Source organism: Ahrensia sp. 13_GOM-1096m, assembly GCF_000620605.1.
Classification (GTDB): Bacteria; Pseudomonadota; Alphaproteobacteria; order Rhizobiales; family Rhizobiaceae; genus Ahrensia; species Ahrensia kielensis.
In genome coordinates this window covers 531,855-551,338 of the sequence record NZ_KK211156.1, presented here as the reverse complement: position 1 = coordinate 551,338, position 19,484 = coordinate 531,855, and the positions used below count along the sequence as shown (strand labels likewise).

At 48.6% G+C, this 19,484-nt stretch carries 21 protein-coding genes and 2 tRNA genes; 12 read left to right on the top strand and 11 right to left on the bottom strand.

Translation table 11 applies throughout. The features are described from left to right. Positions 1-41: 41 nt before the first annotated feature. The 5 genes from N530_RS0116410 to lipB all read left to right on the top strand — a co-directional run bounded on the left by N530_RS0116410 (position 42) and on the right by lipB (position 2,748). A tRNA-Leu gene (locus N530_RS0116410) sits at positions 42-128 on the top strand. Between the two features lie 692 nt (positions 129-820). Further along, positions 821-1,333, top strand: coding sequence for a hypothetical protein (locus tag N530_RS0116405; protein ID WP_026481592.1), 513 nt, complete (start codon positions 821-823; stop codon positions 1,331-1,333). 113 nt (positions 1,334-1,446) lie between these two features. After that, positions 1,447-1,719, top strand: coding sequence for a type II toxin-antitoxin system ParD family antitoxin (locus tag N530_RS0116400; protein ID WP_026481591.1), 273 nt, complete (start codon positions 1,447-1,449; stop codon positions 1,717-1,719). Beyond that, positions 1,716-2,027: a type II toxin-antitoxin system RelE/ParE family toxin gene (locus N530_RS0116395; RefSeq protein ID WP_026481590.1), complete on the top strand. Its 312-nt coding sequence runs from the start codon at positions 1,716-1,718 to the stop codon at positions 2,025-2,027. Before N530_RS0116400 ends, N530_RS0116395 begins: the two co-directional genes overlap by 4 nt. Next, entirely contained in the window at positions 2,005-2,748 is a 744-nt protein-coding gene (gene lipB / locus N530_RS0116390; protein ID WP_026481589.1) for a lipoyl(octanoyl) transferase LipB, read from the top strand. Before N530_RS0116395 ends, lipB begins: the two co-directional genes overlap by 23 nt. On the opposite strand, the gene N530_RS0116385 is transcribed toward lipB, so the two are convergent. Both N530_RS0116385 and N530_RS0116380 read right to left on the bottom strand, forming a co-directional pair. Beyond that, positions 2,745-3,989: a hypothetical protein gene (locus tag N530_RS0116385; RefSeq protein WP_026481588.1), complete on the bottom strand. Its 1,245-nt coding sequence runs from the start codon at positions 3,987-3,989 to the stop codon at positions 2,745-2,747. The two genes, lipB and N530_RS0116385, sit on opposite strands and share 4 nt — an antisense overlap. A 69-nt stretch (positions 3,990-4,058) precedes the next feature. Beyond that, complete coding sequence (locus N530_RS0116380) at positions 4,059-5,060, bottom strand: hypothetical protein (protein WP_026481587.1); 1,002 nt, start codon at positions 5,058-5,060, stop codon at positions 4,059-4,061. Between the two features lie 139 nt (positions 5,061-5,199). Here N530_RS0116380 and N530_RS0116375 point away from each other — a divergent pair, with 139 nt between their 5' ends. Continuing rightward, complete coding sequence (locus N530_RS0116375; RefSeq protein ID WP_026481586.1) at positions 5,200-6,030, top strand: class I SAM-dependent methyltransferase; 831 nt, start codon at positions 5,200-5,202, stop codon at positions 6,028-6,030. Here the strand turns inward: N530_RS0116375 and mnmD are convergent. Then, a complete protein-coding gene (mnmD, locus tag N530_RS0116370; RefSeq protein WP_026481585.1) occupies positions 5,993-6,721 on the bottom strand; it encodes a tRNA (5-methylaminomethyl-2-thiouridine)(34)-methyltransferase MnmD in 729 nt (242 codons plus the stop codon). The two genes, N530_RS0116375 and mnmD, sit on opposite strands and share 38 nt — an antisense overlap. On the opposite strand from mnmD, the gene N530_RS0116365 reads away from it, so the two are divergent. Continuing rightward, entirely contained in the window at positions 6,720-7,871 is a 1,152-nt protein-coding gene (locus tag N530_RS0116365) for an FAD-binding oxidoreductase (protein WP_051541028.1), read from the top strand. The two genes, mnmD and N530_RS0116365, sit on opposite strands and share 2 nt — an antisense overlap. Before the next feature lie 134 nt (positions 7,872-8,005). Here the strand turns inward: N530_RS0116365 and tig are convergent, their stop codons facing one another. The 4 genes from tig to N530_RS0116345 all read right to left on the bottom strand — a co-directional run bounded on the left by tig (position 8,006) and on the right by N530_RS0116345 (position 11,529). Then, the gene (gene tig, locus N530_RS0116360) at positions 8,006-9,421 is read right to left on the bottom strand and encodes a trigger factor (RefSeq protein WP_026481583.1); all 1,416 of its coding nucleotides are present in this window, start codon (positions 9,419-9,421) and stop codon (positions 8,006-8,008) included. 112 nt (positions 9,422-9,533) lie between these two features. Next, a tRNA-Leu gene (locus tag N530_RS0116355) sits at positions 9,534-9,618 on the bottom strand. 88 nt (positions 9,619-9,706) lie between these two features. Then, the gene (locus tag N530_RS0116350) at positions 9,707-10,300 is read right to left on the bottom strand and encodes a GDYXXLXY domain-containing protein (protein ID WP_051541027.1); all 594 of its coding nucleotides are present in this window, start codon (positions 10,298-10,300) and stop codon (positions 9,707-9,709) included. 2 nt (positions 10,301-10,302) lie between these two features. Further along, on the bottom strand, positions 10,303-11,529 hold the full coding sequence (locus N530_RS0116345; RefSeq protein WP_026481581.1) for a DUF2157 domain-containing protein: 1,227 nt from the start codon (positions 11,527-11,529) through the stop codon (positions 10,303-10,305). Between the two features lie 209 nt (positions 11,530-11,738). On the opposite strand from N530_RS0116345, the gene N530_RS18955 reads away from it, so the two are divergent. From N530_RS18955 to N530_RS0116325, 4 genes are all read left to right on the top strand, one after another. After that, entirely contained in the window at positions 11,739-11,891 is a 153-nt protein-coding gene (locus tag N530_RS18955) for a DUF1127 domain-containing protein (RefSeq protein ID WP_018688016.1), read from the top strand. Between the two features lie 263 nt (positions 11,892-12,154). Then, positions 12,155-12,310 (top strand): DUF1127 domain-containing protein, encoded by a 156-nt coding sequence (locus N530_RS18950; RefSeq protein ID WP_081774012.1) that lies wholly within the window; start codon positions 12,155-12,157, stop codon positions 12,308-12,310. Between the two features lie 146 nt (positions 12,311-12,456). Continuing rightward, positions 12,457-13,878, top strand: coding sequence for a methylenetetrahydrofolate--tRNA-(uracil(54)-C(5))-methyltransferase (FADH(2)-oxidizing) TrmFO (gene trmFO / locus N530_RS0116330; RefSeq protein ID WP_026481580.1), 1,422 nt, complete (start codon positions 12,457-12,459; stop codon positions 13,876-13,878). Between the two features lie 5 nt (positions 13,879-13,883). Further along, entirely contained in the window at positions 13,884-14,177 is a 294-nt protein-coding gene (locus N530_RS0116325; protein ID WP_026481579.1) for a hypothetical protein, read from the top strand. 8 nt (positions 14,178-14,185) lie between these two features. On the opposite strand, the gene N530_RS18460 is transcribed toward N530_RS0116325, so the two are convergent. The 4 genes from N530_RS18460 to yajC form a co-directional block, all read right to left on the bottom strand. Further along, complete coding sequence (locus tag N530_RS18460; protein WP_035267312.1) at positions 14,186-15,016, bottom strand: phytoene/squalene synthase family protein; 831 nt, start codon at positions 15,014-15,016, stop codon at positions 14,186-14,188. An 18-nt stretch (positions 15,017-15,034) separates the two neighbouring features. Beyond that, a complete protein-coding gene (locus tag N530_RS0116315; protein ID WP_018688021.1) occupies positions 15,035-15,430 on the bottom strand; it encodes an Mth938-like domain-containing protein in 396 nt (131 codons plus the stop codon). Between the two features lie 11 nt (positions 15,431-15,441). Further along, on the bottom strand, positions 15,442-18,015 hold the full coding sequence (gene secDF / locus N530_RS0116310) for a protein translocase subunit SecDF (RefSeq protein WP_026481578.1): 2,574 nt from the start codon (positions 18,013-18,015) through the stop codon (positions 15,442-15,444). Between the two features lie 62 nt (positions 18,016-18,077). Next, positions 18,078-18,437: a preprotein translocase subunit YajC gene (gene yajC / locus N530_RS0116305; protein WP_018688023.1), complete on the bottom strand. Its 360-nt coding sequence runs from the start codon at positions 18,435-18,437 to the stop codon at positions 18,078-18,080. Between the two features lie 129 nt (positions 18,438-18,566). Between yajC and N530_RS0116300 the strand changes: the two genes are divergently transcribed. Next, positions 18,567-19,448: an ATP-binding protein gene (locus N530_RS0116300; protein WP_026481577.1), complete on the top strand. Its 882-nt coding sequence runs from the start codon at positions 18,567-18,569 to the stop codon at positions 19,446-19,448. Positions 19,449-19,484 lie beyond the last annotated feature (36 nt).

Here is a 19,484-nt window from a genome sequence, read left to right as displayed (position 1 = left end):
TATCGGTTCTACCAAGTTCAGTAAATTTACTGGCAAAAAGTGCGGTCGTGGCGGAATTGGTAGACGCGCAGCGTTGAGGTCGCTGTGGGCTAACCCCCGTGGAAGTTCGAGTCTTCTCGACCGCACCAACAGCAATTCGCGAGAGCGAAATGCTGGAACTATCCACACTAGCCAGCAGAAGCGGCAGCCAATTGCGGAGCAAATGGCGAGAGCGACGGTTTTGAATTTATCTGCTAACCGCACCATCTCTTTTTCAGAAGCACTAACAGCCCCTAACACCTCTGAACCGTGACGATAATTCAGGCGTTCGATAACCTGTTTGACGGTCATAGACCAAGCGATGAGAAGAATTGATACCCCCTCTCTGCTTTCAGCATCACGGAATGGATCCTCGGCTCGGAGGCCGAGGATGACGACAAGATGGGCTGCCCCTCCCTTCTCCCGCCTGCGGGAGAAGGTGGATACGAGTGGTAACGAGTAGACGGATGAGGGCGTTCCGCATCAAATTCCCCTCACCCAGTTGCGGCTAACGCGCAAATGCGCGAAGCCTCACATCCCTCTCCCGCAAGCGGGAGAGGAAAATCAGCGCTCCCTATCTCTCCCCTTGTGGGAGAGAAAGCGAAAACTTGGGCTTGGCTTGCCAAGTCCTTAGTTTTGGCAAGAGAGGGGATAAAACGCTGCTCTCCGTCATCCTATGGCTTGACCATAGGATCCATTCCGTGAAATTCGCTTAGGTGTTTGATCTAGAAGAATGATTACAGTGTCAGCATCACGGAATGGATCCTCGGCTCAAGGCCGAGGATGACGGCGTGTGGATTTAATGCACCAATCTTATCCACCCACCACAAAACACATTCACACTGCGGTGATGACCAGTGCAGCGAAAACCATTGCCATAGAGAAAAACCGCGCCGCGCTTTTGCGCCTCGTGCGGTGCTGGTTGATGATCGCCGCAATGTTGAGTGCTAATCGCGTACTACCATGCCGGATTGGGCAATGGGTATCGCGCATCATTTTCAAAGTCGAAAAGGCGGCCTATTATTTGCAGATTGCTTCCGGCTTTATGCAAGCAACGGGTTCCCTGCCCGTTGAGCCGCATGGACAAATAACAATCAAGGCCGTGATCATCAGGCTTCGCGCTGTCAAAAGATTGCTTATCCGTTTGAAGCCAAGCGCCAGCCATTGGCTGAGGCTCTGGCTTTGTTTTACCCCAAACAATTATCCGCAAACTTCTGCCCTTTACAGCAGCGGCGGCTTGCGCAAATTCGCCGCTTTTAACGGCCGTGCGCCACCATGTCTTGGTGCTGCACATTATACATTTCGATCGCTATAAATCGCACGGCCCCGTCGCGATAATTTTATCGCAGGGCTAATAAAACGATGGGGACTATTCCGGTATGATTAAATCATACCTTCTGATAAAATAAATAATGAGAGGATGAATCGATGGATAAGAGAACAATCAGCCTACCCGATGAACACGCGGCCTATATTGACCAGAAAGTGAGTTCTGGCGATTACGCTTCTGCGAGCGAGGTTGTGCGTGCAGGACTTCGCGCATTGCAAGAACGTGACCGCGCCGTTGAAAACTGGCTACACCAACAGGTTGCCCCTGCCTATGACGCGATGATGAAAGACCCATCGCGTGGGCTTTCTGCCAAATCTGTGTTTGATGAAATCCGCGCCCATCACAATGAAAAAACCAAAGGCCCAGCGTGAAACAACGCACCGTAGAATTTGCGCCAGAAGCACGCGGCGATCTGTTTGCGCTCTATGATTGGATTAGCGTGAAAGCCAGCCCTGCTGTTGCAATGGGATATATCGAGCGCATTGAGACCTATTGCAATGAATTCGACTTTGCGTCGGAGCGCGGCCAAATGCGCGATGTTATCCGTTCCGGCCTGCGCATTGTCGGGTTTGAAAAGCGATTGACCATTGCATTTATCGTGTCCAATACCAACGTTACAATCCTCCGCATTTTCTACGGCGGGAAAAATTGGGAAGATGAATTTGACACAAGAGCCTAAAAACCAACGCGGCGCGCTTCTCACGGGTCAGCCTTTCTTTGCCCAAGAGATGGATGAAAAGCCTGTCGAATGGCGCGTGGCAGATGGCCTTACGCCTTATGACGAGGCCGTTGCCTTTATGGAGCAGCGTGTGGGCGAAATTCGTGATGGCACAGCGCCAGAATTGGTATGGCTGGTTGAACATCCGCCGCTTTACACAGCTGGCACCAGCGCAAAAGACGAAGATCTTGTCGACGCAAACCGCTTTCCTGTGTTTGCAACAGGGCGCGGCGGCGAACACACTTATCATGGGCCCGGTCAACGGGTTGCCTATGTGATGCTTGATTTAAAACGCCGCAGACCCGATGTGCGCGCGTTTGTTTCTGCGCTCGAAGCGTGGATTATCGGCACACTCGATAGCTTTAACATCAAGGGCGAGCGCCGCGAGGACCGTGTTGGCGTGTGGGTTCAAAGACCGGAGAAGAAAAGCCCCGTTGCAGGTACAATCGCTGAAGACAAAATTGCAGCCATAGGCATTCGCCTTCGCAAATGGGTGTCATTTCACGGCATATCAATCAATGTGGAGCCGGATTTAAGCCATTATGACGGCATCGTACCATGCGGCATCAAAGTTCATGGGGTCACAAGTTTGGTCGATCTAGGGCTGCCAGTATCAATGGATGATCTTGATCAAGCACTCAAAAGCGAGTTTGAAAACCAATTCGGACCAACCGCCCCTTAGGCAAACAAAATGCCAGCGCTCCAGACCAGCACGCTACAATGAATGGAGAATACCGCAACAAAGGCAGCAAGTATGGCCGCACGTTCATTATTGTTCATGGGGGTCAAAGGCGTTTTAGGTTTTATACCGCCCTTAGACGTAAACACGCTTAACAGTGAAAAAATTGCACCTGAAATAATAAGCATATTCGCCGGCAACCCAATGATATGGCCAATAGCCATCAACCAACCCAAAAGAAGAAATGCACATAGCGCTTGTGCATATGGCGTTCTAAAAATTTGGCGCAGCACCTGCCCGCCATCAAATTTCCAAACAGGAATAAGATTACCCAGATTAAAAAGCGCGCCCATAAGGGCAAACACAACCACGCAATCAGCAATGAGCTTTGTGCTCATTTCCGAAATTAAGGGATGCGACCACATCAAAAGCGCTGTCAAAAATGCTGAAAAGCCTGCGCCCATTAAAGCTGAAAAGCCAATTTCAAAATGCCGGTCATAGGGCCGCCCGCCCAGCGCTATACCGCCAAGAATCGGTATAAAAATCATACGCGCTGTGCGGTGCCCCATAATGCGAAAGGCTGCAATATGCCCAAGTTCATGCAGGCCAACAATCAGTGTGAGCGCGGCCGACAAAAGAAACCCTTGGCCCGTCAGGCCGAAAACTGGCCAAAGCAAAAGCGCAGAAAGCATAGCCATGACAATTTGTGTCGATGGACGCTCAAACAGTCCGCCAGATTGATATGTACCCTTTTCGCCCCAAATTTTAAGCTTGAGCGCCATGCGGCGCATCGAGAAATAGCGAAAGATTAAAAATGCGATGCCATTATAACTATCCGTTTCGCTTATCTGAACTTCTGTCTCATGCGGCGAGACAGCAAGCAATTTGGTTTCCATCCGGTGGTGGCGCCAAAATGATTGATCAAGCGATGTATCGCTGGTGAACCACACCATCCACTCAAGATCATTATCGCTTTGATACAGCGCAAAATCGCGTTCGATAAAACTGCCCTTTCGGTCAGCATGCGACGTGATCATCTTACCGCTATCGGCAGAATATTTTTCAACGGCGCTCACCGCTCCATTCCAAGTAAAATCACTGCCAAACGGATGCAGCGCGGCCCGTATTTTTTCGGCAGGCGCATGAACGCGAAATGTCCGCTTTATCGTGCGGATACCAACAGGTGCCGACATGACAAGCCACATCAAAAGCAGAACGCCAATTAACAAAAATGCAATATGCAAACGAACAAATCCTTCTGCACATTACCTTGTGTAATGCGCGGCTTGCCAAATGTGGCTGGTCTAAGCGCTTTAAGCGACTTTATCCAAAAGTGGTTTTAATGATGGGTGCAAATGATGCGATTCTGCTTTTAGAAAGGCGATGAGCGCCAATTCATTTTCATGAAATTTTCCATCGCGTCCAATGCGATTGATCAGCCATGCAGCTTCTTCGGCATCAATGCGTTCTGCAATCCTATTATCGCGCTCAAATGTTTCATTACGCGCTCTATAAACGGCTTCAAGGCTATTCGGCGCAGCCAGTGCATCACGCACACCGCTCAAACCATTCGCAAACATCTTTGAAAAGAACCCGCCAACATTCACACTGTCATCAGCAAGCCATTCTTCACGCGCCAAGGCCTTTTCACGCGATTCCGCCACATGGCCACCAGCAGCCATAAGTGAAAAGGCGATCGCTTTTGAAAACAAATCGCTCCAACTTGGGTCATTATCCGCGTCAAATGTCGCATCGTTGATGTCAAACAGGACTTCTGCCTCATCACGGCTAATGCTCAACGCGCCATCACCTGAATAAGAATAAAGAACGCGGCGCAACATTGCGACATCAGCAGCTGTAACAACGCCTTTTACGCATGAACGCCCCTTCGCAAGCGGGCCCTCGCCCTCAAGTACAGCGTGCTTAACCTGACTCAATGCAAAAGCAGAAAGTGAAGGCGGCATCGATTTGGCCTTATCCATCGCGCGCAGCAGCACTTCGAGTTCAGTAATCGAATCAACAATGCCGTCAGAAGATATGGTACGGATTAGCCATTGTGCATTGTCTTTGGAGATATAGCCTTTAGGCGCTTCAACATCGACCAAATAATCAGTGACCGCTTCCACAAAGAAAGATACCCAGCTATCGGATTTATCAGCCACAGCACGGTCGAGAGCAAAAAGGGCCTCGGCCTCACGCCGCTGAACAACGCCATCAGCAAAAACAGTCTGCCGCAATTGAAGAACGTCGCCATCCATAAGCTTCGTTTTATTTGCCATTGCAGACATTGTGTTATTCAAAAATAATTCACCCATAACCATTCCCTATTCGTTACAGCGCATCCTAAAAAGATCGCACTTGCACATAAGACTTGAAGAGAACATACACGGTCGAATTTGCGATTTGGCTAACCGCCATGGTTAAATTCTTGCGCTCAAAAACGGTTAAAATTTTATGTCTGATAACGAACAAGAACTCGCTGATACCTACAATCAAGCATTAGCATTTGAAAAAGAGGGCCAGCCTGAAAAGGCAGCTGATCTCTATGCCAAGTGCCTTTCTATGGATCCGGCAGATATGTGTGGCGCATCTGTTCGTCTTGCCTCGCTAGGGCTTGGTGAAGCGCCGCTCAAAGCGCCAGACGCCTATGTTGCAACATTGTTTGACCAGCACGCCGAAGACTTCGACGATATTCTAACCGGCCAGCTACAATATGCCGTGCCGATGCAAGTTGCTGAATATTTAGCGGCAAACGCACCGGGGCCCTATCTGCGTATGCTTGACCTTGGCTGCGGAACAGGCCTGTCGGGTATGATGTTGCTCGACATGTGCGTACATGCAACAGGCGTTGATCTGTCTGAGAACATGATAGACAAAGCAGACGAACGTGCCTGTTATGACGAGCTTTTTGTCAATGAGGCGGTTCACTATCTGCAAGAATGGTCAAAAAGCGAGGCGCCTGAGCATCAACCTTTCGATCTTCTCGTTGCAACCGATGTACTGCCTTATATTGGCGCATTAGAAGATTTGTTTGATGGCCTTAAAGCCAATGCGGCACCAAATGCTAAACTTGTTTTCTCCGCCGAAACACTTCCCTACGATATGATGGAAGGCAAAGATTGGCACATCACGCCGAACCAACGCTTTGCGCACTCTAAAACCTATTTGCAGGCCATGTGTGAACGTGCAGGATTTTCAGAAGTAGAACTTTTTCAAGATATTACAGTGCGTCTTGAACAGGGCGCGCCTATTCCGGGATATCTTGTGATTGTGCAGAAGATTTAGCGCCTTTGATCATATCGCGCTTGCCGGCAAATCCTGATGTTTTCATCACATCAAATCCGGCTTCTGCCAAATTTCGGCGCACCCAGCCCGCAGCAGTATAGCTGGCAAATGTGCCGCCTTCGTTTGTTCGTTGATGCATTTCCTGCATCAATTCCAGCGACCACATGTCCGGATTGCGCGCTGGCGCAAATCCATCCAAAAACCATGCATCTGCTTTGCCAGTCCAATTGCGCATACCGTCCAGAACATCCGCAACAATTATTGTAAGCGTAGTCTGCTCATCCATAGCCCAAGCGGTCGGAGCTGTTGAAAGTTCAGGCCACATACGCGCAAGTTCAGCCTGCTCGGATGACACTTGCGGCCATGCAGCAACCGAACGCGCCATAATATCTTCTGTCATTGGAAATGCTTCGAAGGACACAAAGTGCAAAACATCGCCGTGCTTGCGATGCGCTTTCCACTGCCGCCATGTTTCCAGGAAATTAAGGCCCGTTCCAAACCCAAGTTCTGCAATGGTAAAATCACCACCATCATCCCAACGTAGGGGTAAATTGTTACCGCCCAAGAAAACATGCGCGCACTCAGCCCGCCCATCTGTTTTACAATAAAAATGGTCGCCAAACTGTGTCGAAAAAGGCATATCACCTTCACGAAACTCTAAAACATCTCTGGGCAAATTGTTTTCCATCATGACTTCATATCAAAATGCATCCGATTTGCCAGCCTCCAGTTTAAAACCTGACATCGCGATTATTGGCGGCGGCATTGTGGGGCTGTGGACCGCCTATTATGCAGCTCTGTCGGGCCAGAACATTTTGCTCATAGACAAGGATGAGCTGGGACATGGCGCAAGCTACGGCCTGCTTGGTGCGCTCATGCCGCATCAGCCAATAAACTGGAACGACAAGAAACAATTCCAGCTTGATGGCCTAACAACCCTGCCCGACCAGATTGCCAATTTGCAAGCGCGCTCTGAAGTCGATTGTGGTTACTTTCGTTGCGGACGCATTATGCCGATTGGCAATGAAGCAAAGCGCAAGCAGAGCACCACTTGGGCGCAAGGCGCCAAAGAACATTGGGTCTCGCCATTCGATTGGACCGTTCACGATAAAAATCCCGCAGATGGTTGGCTCAATGATATCGGCCCCCATGGTTACAACAGCGATGATCTGTCGGCACGCATCAATCCACGTGCACTCGTCAAAGCGCTAACGGTTATGATGGGCACATTTAGCAATGTTACAATATTGACCCACTCACGCGTTCATGCGGTGGAAAATACTGGCGCGATTACTCTAAACGACGATACAAAAATACAGCCTGCCAAAACAATCATTACAGCCGGATTTGAAAGTTTTGATCTGCTCCAGCCTCTCACTGAGAAAAAACTTGGTTGGGGCGTAAAAGGGCAAGCTGCGCTACTTAAACCTGCTCAAGAGATCAATGTCGCATCGCCGATTCTTTATGATGGTGGCACCTATGTCATTGCCCATGAAAACGGTAATGTTGCAATCGGCTCAACGTCGGAACGTGAGTTTACCGATGCGGCGCATACAGATGAAAAGCTCGATACGGTTATTGCTAAAGCAAAAGCCATATGTCCAATGCTCGAAAATGCTCAAGTCATAGAGCGCTGGGCCGGCATAAGACCCCGCGCCGCTGGCCGTGATCCATTGATTGGCATGTTGCCTGACGCACCTGATATTATTGTCGCAACAGGCGGCTTTAAAATCACACTCGCCATTGCGCATATCATGGCGCGTTGCGCTTTGAGCGCGGCAGCAGGTCAGATAGATGCAATACCGGAAAGCTTCCAAGTAAAAGCGCACCTAGAACACTGAATGTAACACTTAAAGAATCGCGCCTAAGCGATTCAAATGACTCAGCTTCCGCGCGACAATCAACATGCAGCCACAAACAAAATTGCCCGCTGAGATGATCTCAACGGGCAATAAAATAAACAATTTAAAAGAGCTTATTCAGCGTCTTTTTTCTTTGCAGCAGCTTTCTTCTTAGGCGCTGCTTTTTTCTTTGCAGGCTTTGTTTCAGCTTCCGCTTCATCATCAGCCATCAACTCTTCTTTCGAAACTGTTTTATCAGTCACGTCGACTTGGCTTAGAAGATGATCAACTGTTTTCTCTTCGAAGATAGGCGCACGCAAGTTTGCAACTGCATCTGGGTTCTTCTGGAAGAATTCATAGATTTGTTTTTCTTGACCAGGATATTGGCGAACCTGCGCCATAAGCGCCTGTTGCATTTCCTGCTCAGTAACCTGAATTTCAGCTTTTTCGCCGATTTCAGAAAGCACAAGACCCAAACGAACACGGCGTTCAGCAAGAGCAAGATACTCTGCACGTGCGTCTTCTTCTGTTGTCTCTTCATCTTCGAATGTACGGCCAGCCTGATCAAGCTCAGCTGTAATCTGTGTCCAGATATTGTTGAATTCTGTATCAACCAATTTCTGCGGTGATTCCAACTGGTACATTTTGTCGAGTTGATCGAGAATCTGACGCTTAACCTTTTGGCGTGTCATACCGCCAAATTGGCTTTCAATCTGTTCACGCACAACTTCACGAAGGCGGTCAGCAGATTCAAGACCAAGTTTTGTTGCAAGATCATCGTTGATCTCAACTTTTTCAGCCTGTTCAACGAGTTTCACTTCAACATCAAACTCAGCGTCTTTACCAGCAAGGTGAGCTGCTTGATATTCCTCAGGGAATGTCACTTTAACAACTGTTTTGTCGCCAGCTTTTTTGCCGATCAACTGCTCTTCAAAACCAGGAATGAACTGGCCTGAACCAAGCACGAGTTGACCATTGTCGTCAGCACCGCCTTCAAACAGCTCGCCATCAACTTTGCCTGCATAAGACATTGTGATGCGGTCGCCATCAGCAGCTTTGCCCTCTTTTTCAGAGTATTCAGCAGCAGACTGAGCAATTTTCAAAACCTGTTCGTCAACTTCTGAAGCAGGAATGTCGACAACTTCACGAATTACTTTAATGCCTGAGAAATCTTTGATTTCGATGTCAGGAATAACTTCATAAGAAAGTGAGAATTCGAAGTCGGCTTTGCCGTCGAGCACTTTTTGCGCTTCAGCTTCGTCTTCTGTCATTTGAACTTCTGGCTGTGTTGCAGAGCGTTCTTTGCGATCAGCCAAAACTGTGCGTGGTGTATCGTTCAAGATTTCATTGACTGTTTCAGCCATGAATGACTTGCCGTACATTTTACGCAAGTGAGCCGCAGGTACTTTACCAGGGCGGAAACCATTCAGTTTAACCTTACCCTTTGCGTCCTCAAGCTTTTCGGTCAGCTTAGCTTCAAGATCGGCCTGAGGCACCACAATCTTGATCTCGCGTTTCAGGCCCTCATTGAGGGTTTCAGTGACCTGCATATCATAACCTTCTTTTTTCGCATGGCATTGCACGAGGTCTATTACCACCTCCATGCGCCGGGTAAATCGCATTGGTAGAACCTGCTCCACTCGCAGGTAAACTGACCCCGGCTGGTGCGGATAGAGGGAGTCGAACCCCCACGCCTTGCGGCGCTGGAACCTAAATCCAGTGCGTCTACCAGTTCCGCCATATCCGCATACCAGCACGCCGAGGCGTTTGGTCAGTCGCGGCTCCTATACCACTGCATTCGCAGTGATCAAATAGAAAATCACCAAAAAAGCATCTTAATAGAAAACTTCTGTTAAAAAGTTGTGATTACCTTGCCTTAAAGCCTTAATTTGCGGGATTCCGTCTGCTGAAACGGCAACAATAATATCTGTCACTTCTCCGTCCCGCATACGCTTTTCCAGGTCAGGAGCAACGGTTTCAGAGGCATAAAAGCGCTCGATTCCATATTCCAGTGACAAATACCCCTCTTCATTTCCGTCATTTCGAAGGCCAACACTTCGTATTTTGCCTTTGATGAATCGTCCTGATTCCGGTTTTTGCAGCTGCAAGCTGACATATTCATCTCGTCCCGCAGCATTCTTTTTCAAAATGACATAAACCGGTGTGCCAATAAGAACTTCTGATCTCTGACCAGCAAACATATCTTCAAAATTTTCAACCAGCACGCGGCTTATATCGAAATTGAGTCGCACATAGCGGCCACGCAGAAAGTCACGTGGATCTATGGGCTCTGTTTTAAGAACGATCTCCTGACCGCCGCGTAAGATAGATGCCCTGCTCTCAATCATCCACAGAACCGACGCCCACATGAGGGCAATCGTGATTAAAGCACCGGCAAGATGAAAAGGCTTTTTAGAGTTCGTATTCATAATTAAACCTCCTCCTTAAGCGTGCTGGCAGCTGAAAAACGCTTCTCCAAGCGATAAACAAACGTTGCGACACCGATTAGGAACACGGCAAGAAGCATCAAAAAGCCTGATGTGGAAATCATTGAGGATATGGTGACAGTATAAAGGAAAAAGACCTCAACGAGAAAAACCGCGTAACAACAATAGCGCACAAGTCTGTGTTCTTTGCCGTGGCGATAAAGAGTGAGCAAGACAAAGCCGATCACCAAAGCTGCAATCGCAAAGGAGACCGAGCCTTGATCAACAAATTCATGCAGCGCAATTAAAGCGATACAGCCAATGGTAAAACATAAGCCCACGCGGTGGCGTCGTAAAAACCCTGCTTCACGCTCTTTTTTCGCATCTGGCAGAATCAATCCAAAACTCATGGCCGCTAACAAAACGCACCACGTAATAAGACGGTTTTGATCTGGCAAATTGTAGAACCACTCAACCCCATCAAAAAAGCGCTCTAGAACCCACCAAGCGACGTCCGCAAGAAACTGCACCACCTCTGCTGCGAGCGGCAACAGACCTGCCAAAGCTGCGAACAGAACCATCCATGTTGCCCGTTTTGATTTCAGCAAAAGAGAAATCAGCAATACGGCGCATAGCGCAGCATAAAAGACCCAGAATGGCAGACTGAATATATTCCCTCCATCAGGGCTGCTCAGATGCCATGTGACCCAGAAGAACAGCGCGCCGCCAGTCAACACCAGAGAGCGGACAGCTAAAGCACCAAATCCTAGCCCAGCTGTATAAAGCAACGCAGCACTGCGCTCATCGCCTGAAATATGATACATCTGCGCTACCAGAGCGACAGCGCTCAAAAAGGCGCCGCCTGCAATTAGATAACATGCCTCTTCTGCATATTTCGATTTGGCACCAAACCGGCCATGCACGAAAACACCGCCCAAAAGCCCGAGCGCAATAATAGAAAGAACGCCTGCAGCGCGCACAAGACGCGGAATCGCTTCCCAGTTTGATGCGATCAAGAGGGCAACACCTGCAGCGAATGAAATTGCCGCGAAAACGATCAAAATTTGGAAAAAAGAAAATCGACGCATTGGCGTGCGCATCTTAGCGTTTGATTTTTGCGGTATATTCGCACTGAAAGAATTAATATCTTTGCGCAACACATCAGCAACGGACGCATCGATTACGCCACGATTTTGCCAATCTTTAATTTGGCGTTCAATAAGATTCGACAATTTAGCTCCAAACCATATATTTTTCAGCTATTTAGCGCCCTATACCACATTCATCAGCAGTTAATAAACAAGGCAAAATTGTGCAATGCACAATTGCATAAGACCTATGCATAATTGGCTCTGGTCACAAGATGCATTCGGGCATAGATGCCGGTCAACAGAATTAAAAAACACAAGAAAACTTGTGATAATCACGACAGGATAACGAAATGAACATCAAACGCTCTTTCAGCGCATGGCGCCAAGCTCGCCGCACTTTCAACGAACTTTCACGTCTTTCAGCACGTGAACTCAACGACTTAGGCATCAACCGTGGCGATATCGCTTCGATTGCACGCCAGTCTTACAACGTAGAACGTTAAGTATAGAAGCCGCTTTCTCTCCTCCCAAATAAAAGCGGTTTCCGAGGGTCGGTCCTCCCACCTACCCTCACACATAAAGCACCTGCTGGTCCTTCCACCGGCGGGTGTTTTTGTTTGTGGTACCCCCCCCTCAAGAATGCCATTCATATGCTGCGCTGCAATATTGCATAAGTGCTATGCAGCATTAGGCCTTCTAAAACCAGAAACTTTCTCCATATTGGTTAGCAAGAGACGATTAAAAGAACACGAGAAAGAGTACGAAAATGTCAATCGCACGTTCATTCAACACATGGCGCACAGCACAGCGCACTGCAAATCAATTGCGCCGCCTTTCAAACCGCGAGTTGGCCGATGTCGGCATCCAACGCGAAGCAATTTATGAAATTGCATTGAAATCTGCACGCAACAACACAATCTAAGCTGTGTTGAGATAAGTACAGCCTATAAGCCGTTCGCATTCTTTCCTCCCAGAAAACGCGAACGACTCTAAAAACACCCGCAGGATCCTCCCCCGGCGGGTGTTTTGTTATGTTGAATCGTGATCACATTCACGCTATTTGAGCGCATGACAAAAAATCCTATTCATATCATTGGCGGCGGTTTAGCCGGATCAGAAGCAGCGTGGCAGATCGCCGAAAATGGCGGCAAGGTCGTACTGCATGAAATGCGCGGCGTGCGCGGCACAGAAGCCCACAAAACGGACAGTCTGGCAGAACTTGTTTGCTCAAACTCATTCCGCTCAGATGATTCTGATCTTAACGCAGTAGGCCTCATTCACCATGAAATGCGGCTGGCTGGTTCCTTGATTATCGCTTGCGCTGATCAAGTTCAGGTTCCTGCCGGTTCAGCGCTTGCAGTTGACCGAGACGGTTTTTCTGAACTCGTCACGCAGAAGATCAACAATCACCCCAATATTGAGTTGGTACGTGAAGAAATAACTGGACTGCCGCCGCGCGAATGGGAACAAACCATTATCGCAACCGGACCGCTCACAGCGCCAGCACTGGCAGAATCAATACAGCAAGAAACAGGCGCAGAGGCACTCGCCTTTTTCGATGCAATTGCACCGATAATCCATTTTGATTCGCTTGATATGGATATCTGCTGGTTTCAATCACGCTATGACAAAGTTGGCCCAGGCGGCACCGGCAAAGACTATATCAACTGCCCAATGAACGAAGCTGAATATAATGCTTTTATCGATGCGTTGATTGCGGGCGATACGACGGACTTCAAAGAATGGGAAGGCACACCCTATTTCGATGGTTGTCTGCCCGTGGAAGTTATGGCTGAACGTGGCCGCGAGACATTGCGTCACGGCCCAATGAAGCCAATGGGTCTAACAAACGCGCACAAACCTGAAGAAAAAGCTTATGCCGTCGTGCAGCTACGACAGGATAATGCGCTAGGCACGCTCTATAATATGGTTGGTTTCCAAACCAAGCTTCGCTACGGCGCGCAGAGCGATATTTTGCGAATGATTCCGGGCCTGCAAAACGCCGAATTCGCGCGACTTGGCGGCTTGCATCGCAACACCTATCTCAATTCGCCGACCTTATTAGCAGAAGATTTGACGTTAAAATCACGCCCCGGCTTGCGCTTTGCAGGACAAATCACAGGCTGCGAAGGCTATGTGGAATCAGCGGCAATGGGATTGCTTGCTGGTCGTTTTGCTTTGGCCGAATCGCGCGGCGAGAAAACAGTGTTGCCGCCCGTCACAACAGCCTTTGGCGCATTGCTAAACCATATCACCGTCGGGCATCTTGCTCACGAAGAAGAAAGCGGAAAACGCTCATTCCAACCAATGAACGTCAATTTTGGACTGTTTCCACCGCTTGAAGCTGGCGCTATACAAAAACCAGAAGGTCATGTCGGCCGTTTCCGTGGTAAAGACAAAGCTCAAGCGAAAAAGCGAGCCTACACAGCACGCGCTAAAATTGCTGTTCGTGAATGGCTCGGCCTAACCGCTCAACAAGCTGCGGAGTAAACGATATGGATGACGACAAGGTCACGGTCGAAAATGTAAATATTCCAGGGCAAACGTCCCGCGTGGATGCTTCGAAATATAAAGCGATGAAGACCGCGCTCCTTGCCTCACTTCCCTCTACTGCGCCCGGCCTAACGGCAGCGCAGATGAAACAAGCCATTTTGCCAAAACTGCCAGAAGAATTGTTTCCAGAAGGAAAAACGGCTGGGTGGTGGATGAAATGCGTTCAGCTGGATCTCGAAGCAAAAAAGATCGTTGCACGTGAAAATTCAAAACCGCTGCGCTTTTACAAATTGTAACGCGGTGCTTAAATTGTTGCGGCGTAACGGGTTAAATACCACTGCGCCGTAAATGGCGAAATACTGAACGTTTCTAACGCGATATCACCGCCGCGCTTTTCAGCCCGCTTAAACACCGGCTGACATATGCCAAGAAGAATAAACGCGCCGCGCTGCTCTTTGGGGAGAGCAGCAATTGCCGCTTCGGCTTTTGCCAAATGATCACGGCCAAACGATGTAAGCGCCTGAACAAGGCCATTGGCATTAGAAGGATCTTCAAGTGCTAAAAATTGCTGGCTCGTCAAACCACTTATCTGCAACAATTCTTTGGGCACAAATATCTGCCCGCGTGTACGGTGAAACGCCATAAGGCGCAACAGATTAGCAACGCCGTAAGCAATGCCGGCATGGCCCGCAGCTTCGCCCGTTGCAGGTGCTTTACCACTGACAATTTGAGCAAGCATTTGAAAGAGTACGGACCGCGTTTCGCCCAAATATCCCTCAAAGTCAGACAGACTTGGCATAGGATCATTATACAAATCAAAGATACGCGCTTCACACAGCGCATCAAACGCACGGCGCGGCAAGTCATATTGATTGATCGTAGACAGTAAAGCTGCACCAACGGGATGCTGCGCGCCCTCTTCGCTGCGCTCGCCAGTGAGAGCATCGCGCCACCACTGCAGCCGAATTTCTCCGGGCAATGGTTCGGAAACAAGATCACGTATACGCTCAACTTCATTGTTAAATGCCCAAAGCGCTGCGGCAGGCTCTCGCTTATCCTCGGCCAAAAACAATGTCGCAATATAGGCTTCGCGGTCGATGTCGCGCAAATGATTGAGAATTGCTGTTTTGGTCATATAAACAACCAGCGCAAACTATGCTTTTTCAACAGCGATAAGCGCTGCAGCAACATTGCGTTCTTCAGCCAGCAAAACATTGAATGTACGCACAGCAGCGCCAGTGCTCATACTGTCACAGCTAATGCCTTTTTCCCGCAATGCATCTCGAACATCTTGAGGAATGCGCAACAGATCAGCACCGCATCCCAAAAGAAGCACGTCGATATTATCAGCTTCGTCGAGTACTTGAGCCAAAGCTTCAATCGTAACATCGCTCATCGTTTCAGCTTTCCAGCCATAGATGCCCGATGGCAAAAGCAATACCGAGCCGCGATGCGACATATCCGCAAAGCGAAACCCGCCATTGCCATAGGCATCTATTTGCGCGCGGCCTGGAAAATGCGCTTCCCGAATTTCGATGCCTTTTGCCATAGTGCTTACACTTAACCTAAATCTATCGGTGAAGTGTTTGCCGTCGCAGCTTTTTCCGCATCAACCGTCTTATCTTTCTCGGCCAATGAACCTGGGCGAAGCCTGAATAGGATCAGCAAAGGTGCCGCAACAAAGATTGATGAGAATGTACCGATAACGACACCAAAAATCATGGCAGCAACGAAGCTTTGTAGAACTTCACCACCGAAGAAATATAGCGCAACAAGTGCAAGCAATGTTGTCAACGATGTTAGCGTTGTCCGCGGCAAAGTCTCATTCATTGAAAGGTCAAGCAGCGCTGGCAATGTCATTTTCTTATAACGCCGCAAGTTCTCTCGAACACGGTCATAAACAACAACGGTATCGTTGAGTGAATAACCCACAATCGTCAAAATCGCAGCGATTGAGGACAGATTGAACTCCAGCCCTGTAATGACATACATGCCAATGGTCAAAATCACATCATGCGATGTCGCGATGATCGCACCAAGCGCGAACTGCCATTCAAACCGCAACCAGATATAGATAAGAATAGCGCCAAGTGCTGCCAAAACGGCAATTGTACCAGCTTGCGCAAGCTCACCAGATACCGTTGGCCCAACAACTTCAACACGTCTTATATCGTAGTCAGCTTCCAACTCAGAGCGCACAAGGTTCAATGCGCTTTGCTCAGCATTGTCCCCGCCGTCCTGACTTTGAATGCGGATCAGAACATCTTGTGGCGAACCAAAGCCCTGCACTTGAATTTCGCCGAGATTGAGTTCGGACAAACGAGTACGTATATCGCTCGTATCAGCAATCTCAGCTTTAGACTGCACTTCAACAAGTGAACCACCCTTAAAGTCGATACCAAGGTTCATATTGATCGTGGCAAACAAAACCATTGAGGCAATGACAGCGATCGCAGAGCCTGTAAAAGTAAAGCGGCGCAGCCACATAAAGCCGATCTTTGTATTATCCGGAACGAGTTTAACAAACCCCTCAGGCAGTGCTTTTGGTTTGCGATTACGTATCCACCACGCCACCATCCAGCGTGTAAGAACGAAAGCTGTAAAGACAGTCGTAACGATACCAATGGCCAGCGTAACGGCGAATCCACGTATCGGGCCAGAACCCAGGTAGAACAGGATACAGGCTGCAATCAGCGTTGTTACGTTCGCATCCACAATCGTTGTTAGCGCGCGCTGGAAACCAATATCAACAGCTTGAATAAGAGAACGTCCCGCCAGCTTTTCTTCGCGTATGCGCTCAAAAATCAAAACGTTGGAATCAACAGCCATACCGACCGTCAAAACAATACCCGCAATACCCGGTAGCGTTAGGGTTGCACCCAAAATGGAAAGACCAGCAACCAGCAACACAATGTTGATAATGAGTGCTAAATTCGCGATCAGGCCAAGTAAACCATAGGCAAGAAACATAAACACCAAGACGAGCAAGCCGCCAACAATACCGGCAAACTCACCTGCAGCAACAGAATCGGCGCCAAGGCTTGGTCCAACGGTACGTTCTTCAACAAAGGTTGGTTTAAGCGGCAATGCGCCAGCACGAAGCAAAATCGCGAGGTTGTTAGCCCCCTCAACGCTAAAGCTGCCTGAAATCTGGCCTGAACCACCCAGAATAGGCTCATTAATCCGCGGCGCAGACACCACTTGATCATCCAAAACAATTGCGAAAGGACGGCCAACATTCTGTGTCGTTGCACGGCCAAAGCGCTGTGCACCAGTTCCATCAAAACGGAAAGTAACAACAGGCTCATTGGTGTTTTGATCAAACGAAACACCGGCGTCGTCAAGGTTCTCGCCTGTTACCAATTCTCGTGTCTCAACAAGATATGGAATTGGCGGATCATCTTGGCTGTAAAGAACTTCAGTACCTGCTGGCGGCCTGCCCCCGATGGCATCTTCAACCGAATTTTCAACATCAACCATCTGGAATGTCAGGCGGGCCGTAGTTCCGATTAGTTCTTTGACCCGTTCAGGATCATCTGCACCGGGAACCTGAACGATAATACGATCATTACCTTGGCGCTGAATGATTGGCTCTGTTGTGCCAAGTTCATCAATACGGCCACGTATAACTTCTACAGTTTGCGCAAGCGCCTGCTGCATACGGTAATCAATACCGTCATCTGTTAGAATAAGTTCAAGGCTACCATCTTCACGCGGCGCAATATCAACCTCAGTAACTGCGGTGCCTGTTAAAGTGTTACCAACAACAGGGACTGAAAGCTCGCTCAGCAGTTCCATTGCCGCTTCAACATCGCCTTCATTGCGAATACGAACAGTGACGGTCTGCCCTTTGCCAGATAGGCCGGTATAACCGATACTATCTTCACGCAGGAGTTGGCGAACCTGATCACGCACCGACTCAAGTCGGTTTTCGACCAGCTCGTTACGATCAAGCTTCAATTGCAGATGCACACCGCCTTGAAGGTCAAGACCGAGTGTCATCGCTTGAGATGGAAGAATACTAGGCAGATTATCCGAAACTGATTTCGGATAAAGATTTGGTAAGGCGAACATTAGCCCGACAAAGACAGTCAGCCAAATGAGGACAGTTTTCCAAGGAGAAAAATATAGCATGTAATAATGTTCGCGTATGTTGAATCAAAATACGCGCCTAAGCGCGCAAATATTTGATTTGGTTATTTTTTATCGCTTTTCACAGGTGCATCATTTGCAGCGACAGGATCGCCTTTAACGCGCACGTCTGAAATCATTGAGCGAAGCACGCGAATTTTAGTATTCGCCGCAATCTCAACTTCCAGTTCGTTATCATCAATAATTTTAGACACTTTTCCAACAATACCGCCGCCTGTAACGACTGTGTCATTACGACGAACCGCTTGAAGCATCGCAGCGCGATCTTTCATAGCTTTACGCTGTGGACGAATAATCAAAAAATACATGATCACAAAGATCAGAACGAATGGCAAAAGTGACGTCAGAATATCTGGTCCACCAATGGAAGTCGCACCCTGCGCATATGCTGGGGTAATAAACATAAAAAAGCTCCTCAAGACTAAACAAGGCACAATGCACCTTGAAATGTGTCGCGAATATAGTCACGAACCCTTGTAATGCAACCAAAACCAACGTGTTTTCCCGCGACAAAACAACTGAAAGTCTCGAAAATGGCAAATGATGCTCAAACTTTAAGCCCAGAACTCTCCGCCAAGCTTGATCTACTCATTCAGGCCGTAGAAAAACTGGCGCCTAAAAGTGCACCAAAGTCAGACCTCGACGCTTCAGACTGCTTTGTTTTTGATGCGGCCAAGAATATTCTCAGCCCCGTTGCCAAGGTGAACCGCGTTGATGTTAGCCTGATTAAAAGCGTTGATCGCGTGCGCGATATTCTGCTTGATAACACACAGCGCTTTGCAAACAGTCTTCCAGCCAACAATGTTTTACTTTGGGGCGCGCGCGGCATGGGCAAGTCGTCACTGGTCAAAGCGGCCCATGCGGCGGTCAATGCACAAACAAAAGATACACAGATCAAGCTGATTGAAATTCACCGTGAAGATATTGACGCGCTGCCTGCGCTGCTCGTCCAAATCCGTGACAGCGAACACCGTTTCATCCTGTTTTGTGATGATTTATCCTTCGATCATGATGACACATCCTATAAATCGCTCAAAGCTGCGCTGGATGGCGGCGTTGAAGGGCGGCCTGAAAACGTCATCTTCTATGCGACATCCAATCGCCGCCATCTCTTGCCGCGCGACATGATTGAGAATGAGCGCTCTACAGCGATCAATCCATCAGAAGCTGTTGAGGAAAAAGTTTCTCTTTCAGACCGTTTCGGCCTGTGGCTTGGTTTTCACAAATGCAGTCAGGATGAATATTTGGATATGGTGAAAGGCTATGCAGCGTACCATGAACTAAAAATTGAAGCTGATGAACTGCGCCGCGCAGCCCTAGAATGGTCAACAACACGCGGCAGCCGTTCTGGCCGTGTTGCTTGGCAATTCATCAACAATCTTGCCGGTGAACTGGGCCAAAAACTGAAAGACTAAAACGAAAAAAGCCGCCCAAAAGGCGGCTTAATATCG

Bases quoted from the DNA above. Each gene is read 5' to 3' on its own strand.
- tig (WP_026481583.1), bottom strand. From the start codon at position 9,421: ATGCAGGTCACTGAAACCCTCAATGAGGGCCTGAAACGCGAGATCAAG.
- N530_RS0116300 (WP_026481577.1), top strand. From the start codon at position 18,567: ATGGCAAATGATGCTCAAACTTTAAGCCCAGAACTCTCCGCCAAGCTT.
- N530_RS0116365 (WP_051541028.1), top strand. From the start codon at position 6,720: ATGACTTCATATCAAAATGCATCCGATTTGCCAGCCTCCAGTTTAAAA.
- lipB (WP_026481589.1), top strand. From the start codon at position 2,005: ATGAATTTGACACAAGAGCCTAAAAACCAACGCGGCGCGCTTCTCACG.
- N530_RS18950 (WP_081774012.1), top strand. From the start codon at position 12,155: ATGTCAATCGCACGTTCATTCAACACATGGCGCACAGCACAGCGCACT.
- trmFO (WP_026481580.1), top strand. From the start codon at position 12,457: ATGACAAAAAATCCTATTCATATCATTGGCGGCGGTTTAGCCGGATCA.
- yajC (WP_018688023.1), bottom strand. From the start codon at position 18,437: ATGTTTATTACCCCAGCATATGCGCAGGGTGCGACTTCCATTGGTGGA.
- N530_RS0116380 (WP_026481587.1), bottom strand. From the start codon at position 5,060: ATGGGTGAATTATTTTTGAATAACACAATGTCTGCAATGGCAAATAAA.
- N530_RS0116405 (WP_026481592.1), top strand. From the start codon at position 821: ATGCACCAATCTTATCCACCCACCACAAAACACATTCACACTGCGGTG.
- N530_RS0116315 (WP_018688021.1), bottom strand. From the start codon at position 15,430: ATGGCAAAAGGCATCGAAATTCGGGAAGCGCATTTTCCAGGCCGCGCG.
- N530_RS18955 (WP_018688016.1), top strand. From the start codon at position 11,739: ATGAACATCAAACGCTCTTTCAGCGCATGGCGCCAAGCTCGCCGCACT.
- mnmD (WP_026481585.1), bottom strand. From the start codon at position 6,721: ATGATGGAAAACAATTTGCCCAGAGATGTTTTAGAGTTTCGTGAAGGT.
- N530_RS0116375 (WP_026481586.1), top strand. From the start codon at position 5,200: ATGTCTGATAACGAACAAGAACTCGCTGATACCTACAATCAAGCATTA.
- N530_RS0116350 (WP_051541027.1), bottom strand. From the start codon at position 10,300: ATGAATACGAACTCTAAAAAGCCTTTTCATCTTGCCGGTGCTTTAATC.
- N530_RS0116325 (WP_026481579.1), top strand. From the start codon at position 13,884: ATGGATGACGACAAGGTCACGGTCGAAAATGTAAATATTCCAGGGCAA.
- N530_RS18460 (WP_035267312.1), bottom strand. From the start codon at position 15,016: ATGACCAAAACAGCAATTCTCAATCATTTGCGCGACATCGACCGCGAA.
- N530_RS0116400 (WP_026481591.1), top strand. From the start codon at position 1,447: ATGGATAAGAGAACAATCAGCCTACCCGATGAACACGCGGCCTATATT.
- secDF (WP_026481578.1), bottom strand. From the start codon at position 18,015: ATGCTATATTTTTCTCCTTGGAAAACTGTCCTCATTTGGCTGACTGTC.